At 70.7% G+C, this 16,423-nt stretch carries 12 protein-coding genes and 1 pseudogene; 6 read left to right on the plus strand and 7 right to left on the minus strand.

The window, feature by feature from the left end:
- Nucleotides 1-226: 226 nt before the first annotated feature.
- Together ACFY16_RS15170 and ACFY16_RS15175 are read right to left on the minus strand one after the other, a co-directional pair.
- Nucleotides 227-667, minus strand: a complete 441-nt coding sequence (locus tag ACFY16_RS15170) for an SsgA family sporulation/cell division regulator (RefSeq protein ID WP_390647565.1) — start codon at nt 665-667, stop codon at nt 227-229.
- 157 nt (nt 668-824) lie between these two features.
- Entirely contained in the window at nt 825-1,817 is a 993-nt protein-coding gene (locus ACFY16_RS15175; RefSeq protein ID WP_390647566.1) for a helix-turn-helix domain-containing protein, read from the minus strand.
- Nucleotides 1,818-2,015: 198 nt separating this feature from the next.
- On the opposite strand from ACFY16_RS15175, the gene ACFY16_RS15180 reads away from it, so the two are divergent.
- Entirely contained in the window at nt 2,016-4,766 is a 2,751-nt protein-coding gene (locus ACFY16_RS15180; protein ID WP_390647567.1) for an ATP-binding protein, read from the plus strand.
- Between the two features lie 22 nt (nt 4,767-4,788).
- On the opposite strand, the gene ACFY16_RS15185 is transcribed toward ACFY16_RS15180, so the two are convergent.
- Entirely contained in the window at nt 4,789-5,403 is a 615-nt protein-coding gene (locus ACFY16_RS15185; protein ID WP_390647568.1) for an FMN reductase, read from the minus strand.
- Nucleotides 5,400-6,485 carry an LLM class flavin-dependent oxidoreductase gene (locus ACFY16_RS15190; protein ID WP_390647569.1) on the minus strand — a complete coding sequence of 362 codons (1,086 nt, stop codon included), beginning with the start codon at nt 6,483-6,485 and terminating at the stop codon, nt 5,400-5,402. The genes ACFY16_RS15185 and ACFY16_RS15190 overlap by 4 nt, the downstream gene beginning before the upstream one ends.
- 401 nt (nt 6,486-6,886) lie before the next feature.
- Between ACFY16_RS15190 and ACFY16_RS15195 the strand changes: the two genes are divergently transcribed.
- From ACFY16_RS15195 to ACFY16_RS15210, 4 genes are read left to right on the plus strand one after another with little or no spacing between them, the layout of a single operon-like run.
- Complete coding sequence (locus tag ACFY16_RS15195) at nt 6,887-8,254, plus strand: cytochrome ubiquinol oxidase subunit I (protein ID WP_390647570.1); 1,368 nt, start codon at nt 6,887-6,889, stop codon at nt 8,252-8,254.
- Nucleotides 8,247-9,521, plus strand: coding sequence for a cytochrome d ubiquinol oxidase subunit II (locus tag ACFY16_RS15200; RefSeq protein WP_390647571.1), 1,275 nt, complete (start codon nt 8,247-8,249; stop codon nt 9,519-9,521). Before ACFY16_RS15195 ends, ACFY16_RS15200 begins: the two co-directional genes overlap by 8 nt.
- The gene (locus ACFY16_RS15205; protein ID WP_390647572.1) at nt 9,518-11,245 is read left to right on the plus strand and encodes an ABC transporter ATP-binding protein/permease; all 1,728 of its coding nucleotides are present in this window, start codon (nt 9,518-9,520) and stop codon (nt 11,243-11,245) included. Before ACFY16_RS15200 ends, ACFY16_RS15205 begins: the two co-directional genes overlap by 4 nt.
- Nucleotides 11,242-12,882 carry an ATP-binding cassette domain-containing protein gene (locus ACFY16_RS15210; RefSeq protein WP_390647573.1) on the plus strand — a complete coding sequence of 547 codons (1,641 nt, stop codon included), beginning with the start codon at nt 11,242-11,244 and terminating at the stop codon, nt 12,880-12,882. The genes ACFY16_RS15205 and ACFY16_RS15210 overlap by 4 nt, the downstream gene beginning before the upstream one ends.
- An 81-nt stretch (nt 12,883-12,963) precedes the next feature.
- On the opposite strand, the gene ACFY16_RS15215 is transcribed toward ACFY16_RS15210, so the two are convergent.
- The gene (locus tag ACFY16_RS15215; protein WP_390647574.1) at nt 12,964-13,800 is read right to left on the minus strand and encodes an alpha/beta fold hydrolase; all 837 of its coding nucleotides are present in this window, start codon (nt 13,798-13,800) and stop codon (nt 12,964-12,966) included.
- A gap of 353 nt (nt 13,801-14,153) precedes the next feature.
- On the opposite strand from ACFY16_RS15215, the pseudogene ACFY16_RS15220 reads away from it, so the two are divergent.
- Nucleotides 14,154-14,375 (plus strand): annotated as a pseudogene (locus ACFY16_RS15220) (response regulator transcription factor); the annotation flags it as partial.
- A 187-nt stretch (nt 14,376-14,562) separates the two neighbouring features.
- Here ACFY16_RS15220 and ACFY16_RS15225 read toward each other — a convergent pair.
- Together ACFY16_RS15225 and ACFY16_RS15230 are read right to left on the minus strand one after the other, a co-directional pair.
- On the minus strand, nt 14,563-15,435 hold the full coding sequence (locus tag ACFY16_RS15225) for an alpha/beta fold hydrolase (protein ID WP_390647575.1): 873 nt from the start codon (nt 15,433-15,435) through the stop codon (nt 14,563-14,565).
- Nucleotides 15,432-16,409 carry a VOC family protein gene (locus ACFY16_RS15230; RefSeq protein WP_390647576.1) on the minus strand — a complete coding sequence of 326 codons (978 nt, stop codon included), beginning with the start codon at nt 16,407-16,409 and terminating at the stop codon, nt 15,432-15,434. Before ACFY16_RS15230 ends, ACFY16_RS15225 begins: the two co-directional genes overlap by 4 nt.
- Between the last annotated feature and the right edge of the window lie 14 nt (nt 16,410-16,423).

Below are 16,423 nucleotides of genomic sequence, written 5' to 3' on the forward strand. Positions count from 1 at the left end.
GAAGGGGTTCTGACCTTCGCGATGCGCCGGAGCACAGCCGAGGCGTTGCCGGTGCTGCCGGCGGCACGCGGGCGGACGGCCGCCCCTGCCCAGGTCGCAATCGCCTCCGGCCGGGCGACCTCACGAACCGGCCGTCCCCCTCCGCGAGGTCGTCGACACGTGTGTGGAGCGCCCCTGCGGCCAAGTCGGCGACAGCGAGGGGCGGCTTGCCTCCCGAGCCGACACGTCACTCGCTTCCCGCCATGATTTCGGCCACGACGCGGTCCAGGTCGATGTGGAGTCCCTCCGTGCCCGGCGGCACCACCATTTCGGTCTGCTTCAAGAACGCGGCGACCGCCGAAGCCGCGATGACCAGCAGGGCGGACCCCGCGGTGGACCTGACGACAATGCGTACCGAGTCCCGATGGCAGCGGTGCCGGGGTATCACCAGGACGTCTCCGACACCCGCCGGTCGGCTCAATCCCTCCGACAGGAGGCTGCGCGCGAACACCCAGTCGACCGTGCCGGTCGACGCCGCTCCGAGGGAGAGGCATACGGCATAGGGGTCTGCCCTGTCATAGCGCAGCTCGGCGGGCAGTGATACCGGCGGTTCGTCCGCGACGACGACGTGTGTCACCACCTCATGGGTGACCGAGGTCCCGTCGGCGCTGGAAAACGGCTGAGTCATTCTTTACCCCGATCAGCGGGTTCTTTGGGGGGCAGCGTCTATGCAAATGACGCTAAAACCGCCGGCGGCAGTGGCTTGCCGAGGAACGTACGAGGCGTTGTCCGTGAGAGCACCGAGCGCGGACTTCCACTGATCGAGAAGCCCGCAGGGGCCGCGACTACGGTCTGTTGGCGGCACGCCACTCGCTGGGGGACATCTCATAGGCGGCGCGGAACACCCGGCTGAAGTGGGCGGCACTGGCGAAACCCCACCGATGTGCCACCGCTGCGATGGCAAGACCCGCAGCATCCCTGTGAGCCAGATCCCGCCGGCACGCTTCCAGGCGGCGGCTCTGGATCCAGCGGCTGACCGTGGTGTCCTCGCCCTCGAAGATCTTGTGCAGGTAGCGCACGGAGATGTGGTGAGCGCGGGCGATGACCTCCGGGGTCAGGCCGGGATCGGCAAGGTGCCGGCCGATGAACGTCCGGATCCTCAGCAGCATCGCCGCATCGCCGCTCGGCGTCCCCTCGGAACTCCTGCCCAGGCGCTCATCGGCCAGGCCGGCCAGCAGATCCGCCACGTTGCGCGCGAGCAGCTCGGCGGTGTGCGGTCGATACGATCCCGCGGTGTCCGCGAGCCGGGACACAAGGACGGCCAGCAGCCCGCCGAGTCCCGTGTCGGGGCTGAGGGGAGAAGCTGTGATCTGCCGCAGGTCCGACTCGCTCAGGCCCAGAACCTGCCGTGGCAGAACGAGGGATTTCGTCTGGAAGCACTGGGGAAGGATCAGCCGGACCGGGCGTGCCAGGTCGTAGACGAAGACTTCCCCGGCCCGCAACGCCACGTCGCGGGTGTCCTGCTCGAGTCGGGCGACCCCCCTGCTCAACAGCTTCACGACCACGTACGCGTCCTCGTCGCCCTGCGCGATGAGCCGCCGCGTGCGCAGGGCCTCCAGAGGGTCGCCCTCGACCGTGGTGGCCTGGACCGGGCCCAGGGGCGCCGTACGGATCGTGCCGGAGTGCACCTCGTCGGGGACCGACATGTCCACGGCGCCGAAGGTCTGGGACAGTGCCTCGCGCCAGTAGGCCCGTCGTTGGTGGGCGGGCACCGTGTCGGTGGTGAGCAGATTGCCGGCGAAGCCGTGTGCATCGGGTAGCAGAGCGCTTGGCGTCATGATCGGGCCTTTCGAACTTTCAAGCATCCCGGCCAGCCTGGGATCAGTGTGCGTCCGGGCCATCAGCACGATGACTGCGAAGTGACTGCGATCGTGAGGCTCGGCGTGCGCTGCGCTCGGACCGCCCCCTGACCCCCTGATCCCCCTGCGCATCTACAATGTTTCTGCTGCTCACAGATGGTGTCTGGGGGTCCTCGGGTGTCGGATCAGGAACTGTTCGGCAGGGCCAAGGAGCTGGCCACCCTCGATGCGCTAGTCGACGGACTGCCCAAGGAGGGCGGGGCGCTCGTGGTCCGCGGCGCTCCCGGCATCGGCAAGTCCGCGCTCCTGGCACGAGCCGCGCGCCAGGCGGAGCGCTTGGGCACCACCGTGATCACCGCGTCAGGCGTGGAGGCCGAGACCCGTCTGCCCTTCGCCGGGCTGTACCAGCTGACGCGGACGATGCTGGGCCGTGTTCCGGATCTGCCGCCGGTTCAGGCGGAAGCAATGCTGGGGGCCTTCGGGATGGCCGAGCCGTCCCCCGCGGGGGGCGCCCCGCAGTCCTTCATGATCGCTCTTGCCACGCTCAATCTACTCAGTGAAGAGGCCGGCCAGGCGCCCGTGCTGCTGGTTGTCGATGACGCACAGTGGCTCGACTCGCCGACCCTGGACGTCCTCGCGTTCATCGCCCGGCGGCTCGGGGCCGAGCCCCTCGGAATGCTGGTCGGCGTCCGGGACGGACACACGACATGCCTGGATGCCCTCGCACTGCCCGAGCTCCGGCTCCTCCCCCTCACCACGGCCGACGCCGGGGCCCTCCTGGACGCCATGGAACCGCAGCTGCAAGCACCGTTGCGGTACCGGGTGCTCGACGCGGCGGCGGGAAACCCCCTGGCCCTCATCGAACTCCCCGCCGCGCTGCGCGAGCAGGGCGCACCGGCCGCGGCCCTGACCTCCTCAGCCGTTCCTCTCACCTCAAGACTCGAACGGGCATTCGCCTCACGGCTGCTTGACCTGCCGTCCGACGCGCGCAGCGTGCTGCTCGTCGCCGCCTCCGACGACGAAGGAGCGCTGGGCGAGGTACTCGCGGCAGCTTCGGAGCTGACGGGCTCCGTCGTCTCGCCGGAATCCGTGTCTCCCGCGGTGGCGACCGGCCTGGTCACGGCGGACGAATACCGGATCCGGTTCAGCCACCCGCTCGTGCGGTCGGCGGTCCTGCAGACCGCTACGCTCGCCGAGCGCCTCGCCGCGCACGGCGCGCTGGCCACGGTCCTGGACGGCCAGCCCGACCGTCAGACCTGGCACAGGTCCGCCGCCAGTGGTCGGCCCGACGAATCCGTCGCCGTGGAACTGGACCGGACAGCCGCCAGAGCGGAGGCGCGAGGCGCGCCGGCCGTGGCCCTGGCGGCCCTGGAGCGGGCCGTCGCACTCGGCGAAGACCCTTCACGCAAGGGAGAGCGCCTGCTCAAAGCGGCGGAACTGGCCCTCGAACTCGGCAGGACGTACCAGGCCGCGACCTTTCTCCACCTGGCGGCACCGCTGGAGCTCGACGTCCTGGAGCGGGCCCGCACGGTGTTCCTGCGCGAGGGCCTCGAGATCGATGTGTCGACCAGCATCCCGCGCCTGCACCTCCTCATCGCCACGGCGGAGGAGACGGCGGCCGCCGGTGCCCCCGAGCTCGCGCTCCGCCTTCTGCGGGCCGCCGCCCGACGATGCTGGTGGTTCGACCCGGGGCGCGCTGTGCGCGAGCGTGTGGTGGCCGCGGCCGAGCGGCTGCCCGTGCCGGAGCTGCATCCCGATCTGGTGTACGTCCTGGCCGCCGCCGCTCCGCTCGAGCGCGGCGCGACGGTGATCCAGCGGTTCGAGCGCCTGGAGAGCGAGGGCGGCTACGACGCCCTCGCCGCCGCCACGCTCGGTACGGCGGCCACGTGCATGGGGGGCTACGACCACGCGGCGGGCTTCCTCCGGCAAGCGGTCTCCGGTCTGCGGGCCCAGGGGCGGCTGGGGCTCCTCGCGCAGACCCTGGTGTCCCTGTCGTTCACCTCGGCGCACATCGTGGACTGGGAATCGGGCCTGCCGAGCGTGGCCGAGACCATCCGGCTCGCGGAAGAGACCACCCAGGCTCGCTGGCTCGGCGGCGCGCTCATCGCGAAGGCGCACTTCTCGGCGGTGCTCGGAAACCTGGACACGGCGCAGGCCGCCATCGAACAGGCCGAACGCCAGGTACTCGCCGTGGTGAACCCCTCCATGCTCGCTTTCATCCAGATCACGCGGGGCATGATCGGACTGGCGGCCGGCCGTCACGCCGAAGCGTTCTCGTGCGTGTGGCGGGTCTTCGACCGCGCGGACCCCGCCCACCATCCGTATCTGCAGACCATGGCGATCACGGCGCTCGCCGAGGCCGCCGTGAGCGACGAGGACAGGGCGATGGCGCGCGACGCCCTGAGCCGGCTCGACGCGTCGGCCGCGGCCACCACGGCCCGGCTGATCAGAGCCAACCTGGGGTTCGCACACGCCCTCCTGGCCGACGACGAGGACGCCGAGGCGTCATTCCGGTCGGCGCTCGACCTGGACCTGTCCCGGGATCCCTTCACGCGGGCCCGCCTCCTGCTCGCCTACGGCACCTGGCTGCGTCGTAGACGCCGGGTGATGGAGTCCCGGGCGCCGCTGCGCATTGCCAGGGAGTCCTTCGCCTCGCTGGGGGCCCGGCCCTGGCACGAGCGCGCGTGCCAGGAACTCCGCTCCGCGGGCGAGGGGGGCACGCAGCCCATGCCCGCGGACTCGGATCTCCTCACGCCACAGGAGCTGCAGATCGCGCAGCTGGCCGCCACGGGACTCTCCAACCGGGAGATAGGCCAGCAGCTCTACCTCTCCCATCGCACCATCGGAGCACACCTGTACCGGATCTATCCGAAGCTGGGGATCACCTCCCGTGGCCAGTTGCGGGAGAAGCTCCAGCTGGACGGATGAGAATTCCGCACAGCCGGCAACGTCAGTCGAAGCGCAGGTCGGAGAGCTGCCGTTCGAGCGCGGTGATGTCGTCCTCGGCTGTCTCCTCGGCCGGGCGGGCGGCCATGACGGCGGCCAGCTCGCCGGCCGCCCGCCTGATGCGCGCGGGCAGGCCCTCGGTGTACTCGTCGCCGCCGGATCCCCAGTCCTCGGACGCCGCGTACACCGCGGTGGGTACGACGCCGGCGCGCAGGTAGGCGAAGAGCGGGCGCAGGGCGTGTTCCAGGACCAGGGAGTGGCGGGCCGTGCCTCCCGTCGCCCCGATCAGCACCGGCTTCCCGGTGAGGGCGTCCGGGTCGATCAGGTCGAAGAAGGACTTGAACAGCCCGCTGTAGGAGGCGGTGAACACAGGGGTCACGGCGATCAGGCCGTGGGCGCCCGTCACCGCGTCGATCGCGGCGGCCAGCGGGGGCGACGGGAAGCCGGTCACGAGGTTGTTGGCGACGGCGACGGCCAGTTCCCGCAGCTCGATGACGTCAACCTGCACGTCGTGGCCCTGGGCGGCGAGTTCGCCGCGGGCCGACTCGGCGAGACGGTCGGCGAGCAGGCGGGTGGAGGACGGGGTGCTCAGTCCCGCGGACACGGCGACGAGCTTCATGCGGCGGACACCTCCTGAACGGTCCGAAGGGACTCGTGGGTGGGAGCGTCCGGTACGTCGGCCGGGCGGCCGATCGCGAACTCCTTCCGCAGCACCGGCACCACCTCTTCGCCGAGGATGTCGATCTGCTCCAGGACGGTCTTCAGGGGCAGGCCCGCGTGGTCCATCAGGAACAGCTGTCGCTGGTAGTCGCCGACGGTCTTACGGAAGGACAGCGTCTTCTCGATGACCTGCTGGGGGGAGCCCACGGTGAGCGGCGTCTGCTCGGTGAATTCCTCCAGCGACGGCCCGTGTCCGTAGACAGGCGCGTTGTCGAAGTAGGGGCGGAACTCCCGCACGGCGTCCTGGGAGTTCTTCCGCATGAACACCTGCCCGCCGAGGCCGACGATGGCCTCCTCGGGCCGGCCGTGACCGTGATAGGCGTAGCGCCGCCGGTACAGCTGGACCATCTGCCTCGTGTGGTCGGCGGGCCAGAAGATGTTGTTGTGGAAGAAGCCGTCGCCGTAGAAGGCCGCCTGGTCCGCTATCTCGGGTGAGCGGATCGAGCCGTGCCAGACGAACGGCGGTACGCCGTCCAGCGGCCTGGGCGTGGACGTGAAGCCCTGCAGGGGCGTGCGGAACTTCCCCTCCCAGTCGACCACGTCCTCGCGCCACAGCCGGCGCAGCAGCGCGTAGTTCTCCTTGGCGAGATTGATGCCCTCCCGGATGTCCTGCCCGAACCACGGGTACACCGGGCCGGTGTTGCCGCGCCCCATCATCAGGTCCACCCGGCCGTCGGCCAGGTGCTGAAGCATCGCGTAGTCCTCGGCGATCTTCACCGGGTCGTTGGTGGTGATCAGCGTCGTGGCGGTGGAAAGGATCAACTTCTCGGTGCGGGCGGCGATATAGCCGAGCATCGTGGTCGGCGACGACGGTACGAACGGCGGGTTGTGGTGCTCGCCGGTCGCGAACACGTCCAGGCCGACCTCCTCCGCCTTCAGCGCGATGGCGACCATCGCCTTGATGCGTTCGTGCTCCGAAGGGTTACGGGCGTTGGTCGGGTCGGGGGTCACGTCCCCCACCGAGAAAATTCCGAACTGCATGCGAGCCTCTTCGTTCCGGCGGCTGTGTGAGTGCCGGAAATGTAGGCACCGGTCGGACGGTCGTCCTGCCTGTGCGTGCAGAGGAGCTTGCCCGTCAGCGCCCTCTCCCGGCCCGTGCGGCGGGCCGGGGCCTGTCCGGCCGTCACCGTGCACGGTCGGGCAATCGCACGGCACTCCGAGGCAATCGTCGTACCCGGTCAGCCGTCTAGCGTGTCAGTGCCACAGGGCGGCGACCGCGTCCTCTCTCCCCGGGCCGGCTCGACCGCTGCGCCGGACCCCGGCACGCCGCAGCGGCTCCGGCCGAGGCCCACCAGGGCAGCCCACGCCTGATGCCTCGCCCCGCGCGGGTGCCGTCGACACGCGCGAACCCCGTCAAGAACGCTGCCTCCCCGGGAGTACCCATGGCTTCGTCAACCGTCGTCGAACTGTCCCGATGGCAGTTCGCGATCACCGCGATCTTCCATATGACCTTCCCCGCGCTCACCGTCGGCCTCTCCGTGCTCCTGGCCGTCGTGTACACGGTCTACGTGCGCACGGGGAACCCTCTGTACCTGCAGATCTTCCGGTTCTGGAAGAAGATCTTCGCCGTCGGCTTCGGCCTGGGCGTCGTCGCGGGCACGGTGATGACGTTCGAGTTCGGCCTCAACTGGGGCACGTACGCCCACGCGGTCGGGCCGATCATCGGGGTCACCATCGGCATGGAAGTGATCACCGCCTTCTTCCTGGAGGCGGGGTTCATCGGCCTGATGCTCTACGGGGACGGGCGGATCCGCCCGCGCACCATGGCCCTGGCCAGCTGGATGGTCGCCTTCGGAACGCTGCTGTCCACCACCTGGATCCTGTCGGCCAACAGTTGGATGCAGGACCCCGTCGGCTACCGGAAGGCCGACGGCCAGTTCCACGCCACGGACTGGATCAGCATCCTGCTCAACCCCGCCTTCGCGCACCGCTTCCCGCACATGCTGCTGGCCGTGCTGATCAGCGCCGCCTGGTTCGTCGGCGGTATCTCCGCCTGGTACCTGGTGAAGAACCGGGTCCACGCCCAGCCCATGGCCCGCCGCTGCCTGTCCATCGCACTCGGCGTGCTGGGAGTGCTGATGCCGGTGCAGCTGTACGTGGGAGACGGCACGGCGGTCTTCATGGGACAGCACCAGCTCCCCAAGCTCGAGGCGTTCGAGGGCAACTGGAAGAGCGACAACAACGGCTACAACCTGCTCGTCGTCCCCGACACGGACCAGGGCGAGAACCGGCTGCACGTCGAGATTCCCCATCTCGGCTCGGTCATCGCCCAGGACCTCAGCGGCGAGACGACGACGCCCGGACTGCTGCAGACCCCGCCCGACGAGCGCCCCAACATGTGGACCACCTTCTACGGCTTCCGCGCGATGTACTTCACCGCGCTGCTCATGTTCGGCACGGCCTTCGCGGGCGTGGTCCTGCGCATGCGGCGACGCCTGTTCGACTCCCCCCGCTTCCTGCGGTGGATGGTGTGGATGACCCCGGCCGGGATCATCGCCATCACCGGCGGCTGGATCGTCGCCGAGACGGGCCGCCAGCCCTGGGTGGTCTACGGCCAGCTGCGCACCGCCGACGCGGTCTCCCACCTCGGTGTCTTCGAAGTCGCCGCCGGCCTGGCCGGTTTCGTCCTGCTCTACGTCACCCTGCTGGCCATCTGGGCCCGCTACATCATCCGCACGGTCAAGGCCGGCCCCGAGGCGCTGTCCACGGGACCCACCGCGCCCGACGCATCGGAGGCCCTCGTTGCTTGAGTACGCCAGTTACGCGCTCGTCCTCTTCTCGCTCGCCATGTACGTCGTCCTCGACGGTTACGACCTCGGGGTGGGCATGCTCAGCCTGGCGGCCCGGCCGGATCGCCGACGCGAGTACGGCGAGATCGTCGCCACCGCCTGGGACGCCAACGAGAGCTGGATCATCCTGGCCGGCGTCGTCCTCTGGGCCGGCCTGCCAGGCGCCTACGCCGTGGTGCTGCCCAGCGTCTACCTGCCGCTGATCGGCATGCTGATCGCCGTCATCCTGCGCGGCCTGGGCCTGGAGATGCAGAGCGCGGCCACCGGCTACCGGCGAGGTTGGGCGCTGCTGTTCGGCGGGGCGTCGCTCGCCGCGACCGTGTGCCAAGGTCTCGTCCTGGGCGCCGTGCTCACCGGCCCGCACCAGCGGAACGGTACCTTCCAGGGCGGGACCTTCGACTGGCTCAGCGGCTACAGCGTGCTGTGCGCGGTCGGTCTGGTCGCCGTCTACCTGCTGGCCGGGGCCGCCTGGCTGCAGGACAAGACCGAGGGCTGGTCGCGGTCGGGCGTCCGCCGCACCGGACGGTCGCTGCTGGTGGTCACCGCGGTCATGGCGGTCGTACTGGGCCTGCTGCTGCCGAGCGCGGACCCGCAGCAGCTGCAGCTGGGCCAGCCCGTGCGGGCCATGCTGTTCTGGCTCACGGTCGTCGCCGCTGTCGTGGCCGGTGCGGTCGCCTGGTACGGCTTCGGCCGCCGCCCCGACTGGCGGCCGTTCGCCGCCGTGGCCACGGTGACGGCCTGTGGGCTGCTGGGCCTGGCGGTGCTCTCCGTACCGGTCGTCGTGCCGCCCGGACTGACCGTCCATCAGGCTGCGAGCCCGCACTCCTCCCAGCTTTTCCTGGTCCTGGGCGTCGGGTTGTGCATGCCGTTCGTACTGGCCTACAACATCTACGCCTGGCGCAGTTTCCGCGGCAAGTACACCGATCCGGTGGAGCGTGCGATCCCACCGCTGCCTGCCCGTACCCACCCCTTGGCGGTCTCCCCGGCGCCCTCCGGCACCACGCTGCGGACGGTCGCGCGACGGACCCTGCTGGTGGTGCTCGGCATCCTGGCGACCGGCCTGTCCCAGGACGTGTTCGCGGGTGTCGCCGACTGGATCGGTCCCGTCGGCGTCACCGTCCTGGGCTGCACGGCCCTGGCCGCCTGGATCGTGGGCGACCGCCGGGACCGGCGCGCCGGGTACTTCCACGCGGACACAGCGGGCGTCGAGGCGGAGACCACCTCGTGAGCGCCACCGTCGCGCTCCTGGACGAACTGGCCGTGGAACGGGCTGAAGACCCGGTGCCCGCCCGGTTGAAGGAATGGGCTGCCGTCGGCCGTCGGGAGCTGCGCCGCGCGGGCCTGCTGCGCGGCGCGGCCCAGCTGGGCACGGTCGTCTGGGCGGGCGGGCTCTCCTGGGGCGCCCAGCGCGGCCTGTCCGCACTCCACGGTGCCCCCGCGTCCGCCGTACTGCCGCCCGCCCTGCTGATCGCGGCGGGTGTGGCCCTGCGCGCCGTGCTGCTGGCCGCGGGCGACGCGGCGGCCGCGCGCGGCGCCCGCACCGTACGCGAGACCCTGCGCGGCCGGCTCATCGAGACGGTGCTGCCCGCCCACGGCCCTGCCCGCACCGATCTGGACGACGCGGCACTGGTCCAGGCCGTCGACGGCGAGGTCGGCGAGCTGACCGACTGGCTCACCGACTACCTGCCCGCGCGGACCACCATGCTGCTCGGCAGCGGTCTCGCCCTGGCCGCGATCGCCTCCCGCAGCTGGTTCGTCGCCCTGCTCGTGCTGGCCGCCACCCCACTGCTCCCGGCCAACCTCAAGGTCATCGGCCTGGGCACGCAGACCGCCGTACGCGCCCAACTGTCGGCGATCCGCACCCACCAGGCCCGACTGCTGGACCATCTGCGCGGCCTGCCCACCCTGGTCGGGCTCGGCGCGCACGACCAGGCGGCCGGTTCGCTGGCCCGGCACGACCGGGAGGTCGCCGCTCGTACCGAGAAGGTGCTGCGGATCGCGTTCCTGTCGACCGCGTGGGTCGAACTGCTCATCACCGGCACCCTCGCCGTGGTGGCGACCTACTGCGGACTGGTCCTGCTCGACTACCTGGACCTGCCCGTCGTACCGGACCACATGAGCCTCTCCTCCGCGCTGTTCGTCCTGGTCCTGGTGCCCGCCTACTTCGCGCCGGCCCGGGACCTGGCCGCCGGCTACCACGCCCGCGCCCGGGCGAGCGCCGCCGCCGCCCTGCTGGCCCAGGTCCTGGACGCGCATCGGGAAACCGTGGTGCCGCCTGCCCGGCATGCCCGACGGGCCGCGGCGCCACCCGGGGTACGCCTGGAAGCCGTCACGGTCCATCATTCCGGCCGGGAGGCACCCGCTCTGGACCGCGTCGGCCTGCACCTCGCACCGGGGAGGTGCCTTGCCGTCACGGGCCCCAGCGGGGCCGGCAAGTCCACGCTGCTCGCCGTCGCTGCCGGGCTGTACGCCCCCCACGGCGGACGCGCGTTCCACCTGTTGAACGGCCGGTCCGTCCCCGCCGACCCCAGCCGGGTCGCCTGGGTGGGCCAGCCCGCTCACCTGCTGCCGGGCACCCTGCGCGAGAACCTCCTCCTTGCCCGGCCCACCGCGAGCGACCACGACCTGCTGGACGCCGTCGCCTCCCTCGGCTTCGACGACCTCGTCGCCGCGCTGCCGCAGGGGCTGGACACGCCGCTCGGCGAACGCGGCACCGGCCTGTCCTCCGGTCAGTCCCAACAGCTCGCCCTCGTCCGGGCGTTGCTGCGGGACGCGTCCCTGCTGTGCCTGGACGAACCCACCGCCCACCTCGACCCGGAAGCGGAGCAGCGCGTCCTGTCCGCGCTGCGCACGCTGTCCCGCGACCGTACGGTCCTGCTGGCCACCCACAGTCCCGCACTGCTGCCGCTGGCGGACCACGTCATCACGCTGGACCACGGGAGAGCCCGATGAACCGGATCAGCGCCTGGCGGCTGCTGCGTACAGCGGCTCCGCGTCGCGCCCTCCTGACCGGCATGCTGTTCGCCGCGGCGGGAGAGCTCAGCGGCGCCGCACTGCTCGGTGTGTCCGGCTGGTTCCTGACGACCTGCGCCGTGGTCACCCTCCAGGCCAACACCACCTGGTCCTGGATGTACCCCTCGGGCGCCGTCCGGGCGCTGGCCCTGACCCGCACCGGTCTGCGCTACCTCGAACGCCTGGCCAACCACCGGATCCTGCTCGCCACCCAGGTGGCCCTGCGCGCTCGGCTGGCCCGCGGCGCCGCCGGCCTCACCCCTCGTGAGCTGCGCGGACAGCGCGACGGGACGCTGCTCACCCGGCTCACCACCGACGTGGAGACAGTCGCGGGCCTGCCCGCGAACGTCATCGCACCCTTGGGGGCGGTGATCACGACCGCGTGCGTGGTCGATGCCCTGCTGCTGTGGGCCATGCCGGTCCTGGGTGTGGCCGAACTGGTCGTCCAGGCAGTCGGCCTCGCCTGTGCCCGGCACGCACACCACCGCGCGCGAACCCACCTCGCCGAGGCCGCCGATGCCAGGGCCGCGCACCGTACCGTGCTGCTCGGCAGTCGGGCCGCCTTCAACGAGCTGCGGTGCCTGGACGCCGTGCCCCAGGCGCAACAGGCGGCGGCCGCCGCCATGGCCGCCGTCGAGTCCGCCGAGAGCGCCGCTGCCGGGGCCGAGCGACATGGGCGTACGGCGTTGCGTCTCCTTGCCGCGCTGGGGCAGGCGGCGGTACTGGTCGTCGCCTTGTGCGCCGCGCCCGGCCAGCCGATCGAGGTCGTGGTGGGTGAGGTGTTGTCGGTAGCTGCCGGGTGGGAGCTTTTGGAGAGGCTTCCTCGGCTGATGCAGGGGATGACTGAGGCGGGGGACGCGGTCGGCCGCCTCGCTGCCCTTGCCGCCGACGATCAGCCCGCAGGTCGGCAACTGCGGCCGACCGCCCGCTCCGTCGAAACCATGGGCCTTCCTGTCCTGGACTCGGCCACGGAACTCACCATGACCGTGGAAGGCCCTGGTCTGGTTCTGGTCACCGGTCCCAATGGCAGCGGGAAGTCCACGCTGCTCGGCCGACTCGCCGGGCGCGTAGCGGCTCCCGCCGGCACGGTCCTCCTCGACGGCACCCCGCTGCACGAGCTGCCCGCCCGGACCGTCGCCGAGTCGGTCACCCTCGTCGAGGCCGACGACTGGCTGGCCGACGACACGGTCGCGGCGAATCTGCGCCAGGCGGCACCGTCGGCCGACACCGTCGCGCTACGGGGCGCACTGGAACTCGTCGGCTTGTCGGCATTGCCGCTCGACACACCGGTGGGCCCGGGCGGACGTCTGCTTTCCCAGGGGCAGCGGAGGCGCCTCGCCACGGCACGCGCCGTACTGAGGCGTCCACCGATCCTCCTGCTCGACGAGCCGGTGGCCGGCCTGGACCGCCCCACCGCCGAAGCGCTCCTGGCCGCACTGCCCGAGGCACTGCCCGAGACAGCATTGGTGATCGCCCTGCAGGAGCAGGACCTTGGCGTCCTGAAACGGACACCGACCTTCGTCGTCCGGCTGGACCAGGCCGCCGAACGGCCGCTCCGTCCCGAGCCGGTGACCTAGCAGGCCGACCGACGGGGACAGGTGCACGAAGACATACGGGAGACGGGTTCGCCTTCGAAGGCGAACCCGTCTCCCGTTCGGTCACTTCCCCAGGAAGGTGAGGAGCGCCGCGTTGACCTCCTCCGCGTGGGTCCACAGCAGGCCGTGCGGGGCGCCCTCGATCTCCACGTAGTCGGCGGACGGGAGCGCCTTGTGGAACGGCCGCGCGGTTCCCTCGACGGGCAGGATGCGGTCACCCGTGCCGTGCAGGATCAGGGCCGGCACATCGATGGCCGGGATGTCGGCACGGAAGTCGGTGTACCAGGTCGAGGGTGCGGCGGCCGCCGCGAAGAACCCACCGCCGGCGGCGACGTTCCAGCTGTTGCGTACGGCTTCCTCGCTGATCCTGGTGCCGAGGTTCTCGTCGAGGTTGTAGAAGTCCTTGTAGAAGTCGGTGTAGTACGCGTAGCGGTCTGCCTTGACCGCCGCGACTACGCCGTCGAAGAACTCCTTCGGGGCGACCCCGTCCGGGTTGTCGTCGCTCTTGAGCAGGCACGGCTCCAGGGAGGCCAGGAAGGCGACCTTGGCGACCCGGGCGGAGCCGTAGCGGGACACGTACCGGGCGACCTCGCCGGTGCCCATCGAGAACCCGACCAGGACGGCGTCCGTCAGGTCGAGGGTCTCCAGCACGGTGTTCAGGTCGGACGCGAAGGTGTCGTAGTCGTATCCGGTCGTCGGCTGGCTGGACTGGCCGAAACCACGGCGATCGTAAGTGATCACGCGGTAGCCGGCGTCGAGCAGGACGGCGCTCTGCCGCTCCCAGGAATGGCCGTCGAGCGGGAAGCCATGGATGAGGACGACCGGCTGCCCGGTTCCATGGTCCTCGTAGTAGAGGTCGATGGCGGTCGAGTTCTCCTGACCCACGGTGATGTACGGCATGCGTTGCTTCCTCTTCCCGGATTGACTGGTGCGCGCGGCCATGCCCCCCTTCGGTGCGGAAGGGCACCGTCGTACGGTTCGTATGGGGGAGACCGGACCGTCGGCGGCCGGACTGCGGGCATGCGCGGCACGGAACACCGTTCACGCTAGGGCGGACGCCACGCAGCCTTTTGTCGCACAGTGCACCATTCCTTGCTCGCAGGCGCAGAGGTCGGCAGCGCGGAGACCGCAGGCGCGAGAGCCGAACGAGCCGCCCCTGCCGACGCTCGCCGACGTGAACCCGTAGTCGGAGCCCTCCTGGATCCTGTCCGGGAGGGAGTGGACCAGGGTCCGCTGTCGGCCCCGCGTCCGCCCCGGAGGATCCCCGGCTGCGGACCCTCAGCGACCGCGAACGTGAGGTCCTGGTCGCCATCGGTCAGGGCTGGACGAATACGGAGATCGCCGACCGGCTCGTCCTGACCGAGTCCACGGTGAAGAAGCACGTCGGACGAGTCCTCGCCAAGATCGGGGCGCGCGACCGCATCCAGGCCGTGATCATGGCGTACGACGCCGGGCTGGTCAGGGCCAGGTCATAGCCACGGGAGCGCCCGGCCGCATCGTGGCCGCCGGAGACGCCGTCATCATCCCTGGTCCGACCCCGCGTGCTCTCCCCCACGCTCGGCTTCGCCCGAGCTGGGCCCATCGAAGTCGGGAACGCCGACTCCTGGCCCAGCTCGTGCGAGGTGTGGTCACCCTCGCGGAAGGCGTGCCCCGCGGAGCGGGTCAATCGGCGAGGAAGAGCTTGGCCTGTGCGGTGAAGTCGGCCGCCCGCTCGATCTGGATCCAGTGACCGGCGTGCGGGAGCACGTGGAGCCGTGCGTTGGGCAGGTTCTCGGCCAGGTAGTAGCCGGCCGCCACCGGCAGCATCCGGTCCTCGCGGCCGTGCAGCACGAGTGCCTGGTGTCCGATGGCCGCCAGCTCGTCCTCGGTGTACTTGACCGGACCGTGCTCGGGGTTGAAGGTCGCCAGGTGCGAGCGGCGCACGTCGTCGCGGGTGGCCAGCGCGACCCGGGTCCGCGCGATCTCCGCCAGCTTGCCGGCGAAGAGGCCGGTGTCGTCGACGAATCGCACGAGGAGATCGGCCATCGCCTCGGGCGACGGGTCCTGGTAGAAGGTGATCAGCTTCATCAGGTCCGCGCTCGGCGGGATCGGCGCCCCGCCGCTGCCCATGAGGATCATCTTGTCGATGCGGTCGGGCTCAATCTGGGCGACCCGAAGCGTGATCATGCCGCCCATCGAGTTGCCGACGAAGTGCGCCTTCGCGACACCCAGGGCGTCGAGCAGGGCGAGGAGCGAGCGGGCGCGCAGATCGGTGTACTCGGGCATGCCGCCGGTCGGGGCCGGGTCCGGGTGGTCGGAGTCACCGAATCCCAGCACGTCGGGGGCGATGCAGTAGTAGGACTCGGCGAACGACGGCATCAGATGAGCCCAGTTGGAGGGTGCGCTGACGCCCGGCCCCGACCCGTGGATGAACAGGACCGCGGGGTTGGCCGGGTCACCGCAGGTGTGGACGCGTAGCCGGTGCGCGCCTGCCTGGACGTCCTGGCTGCAGACCTCGTGGTCGACGGCGGGGGTCTGTGCCACTGTCCCGGTCACTGGGCCGCCTCCCCGGTCTTGGCCTTCACAGCGGCTTCCTGGAGTTCCTGGCCGCGCTTGGCCAGTTCGACGAGGGACGTGCCGAGCTCCATGGGGTTCTTGTGGCCCCACGCGCTGATGGAGTCGTACTCGCCGACCTCCCAGGCGTCGTCGTCCTCGATGATCAGGCCGCCCCAGCCGTACTCGACCGCGATGCCCGACGGGGAGTGGGCGTAGAAGGAGAACATCTTGTCGTTGGGGTGCATGCCCATGGTGTGCAGCAGCGGCACACGTGCTTCGACGACGCGGTCGTAGGCCCAGCCCACGTCCGACATGTTGTTGTTCTCGATGAGGAAGTGGTGCAGCTTGACCGGTGCCGGCATCTCCGCGAAGGCCAGCGTGTGGTGGCGGCCGTTGCAGTGGGTGAAGGCGGCGTCGACGAAAAGGCCGGGTGCGACCTCGTCCTTGATGTAGTCCGACAGCTTGAAGCCGAGGTGGCCGTAGAACTCGAGCATCCGCTCGCGGCCGCCGCCGGGCGTACAGAGCAGGAACATGTGTCCGGCGCCGCCCTGGCGGGTCTGGAAGCCGTACTTGTTGACGTCGTTGGCGTAGGGCTCATCGGCCTTCTTCAGGCCGTTGATCAGCTCGACGCGGTTGCCCTCGGGGTCGGCGGTGACGTGGACGCGGGCCACCCCGCGCTCGGCCGCCAGCGCGGCGTCGCCCTCGGTGACCTCGTGTCCGGCACCGCGCAGCAGCGCGACGACCTCGTCGAGGTCGTCGTCGGAGCCGCAGTCGAAGCCGGCGAAGGCCAGGTCGTTGCGCGGACCTCGCACGATGATCGTGCGGTGGATGTGGTCGTCGAGGCGGAAGGTGCGGATGTCGTCCTCGTGACGGGCCGGCATCAGTCCGAGCACCTGCCCCGCGAATCCGCTCCAGGCGTCCAGGTCGTCGGCCTCGATGCCGACGTAGGAGAGTTCTTTGATCGTTGCGGCCATGTCGGTTCCTTCAG

Source organism: Streptomyces sp. NPDC001315 (genome assembly GCF_042896175.1).
In the GTDB taxonomy this organism is placed as follows: domain Bacteria; phylum Actinomycetota; class Actinomycetes; order Streptomycetales; family Streptomycetaceae; genus Streptomyces.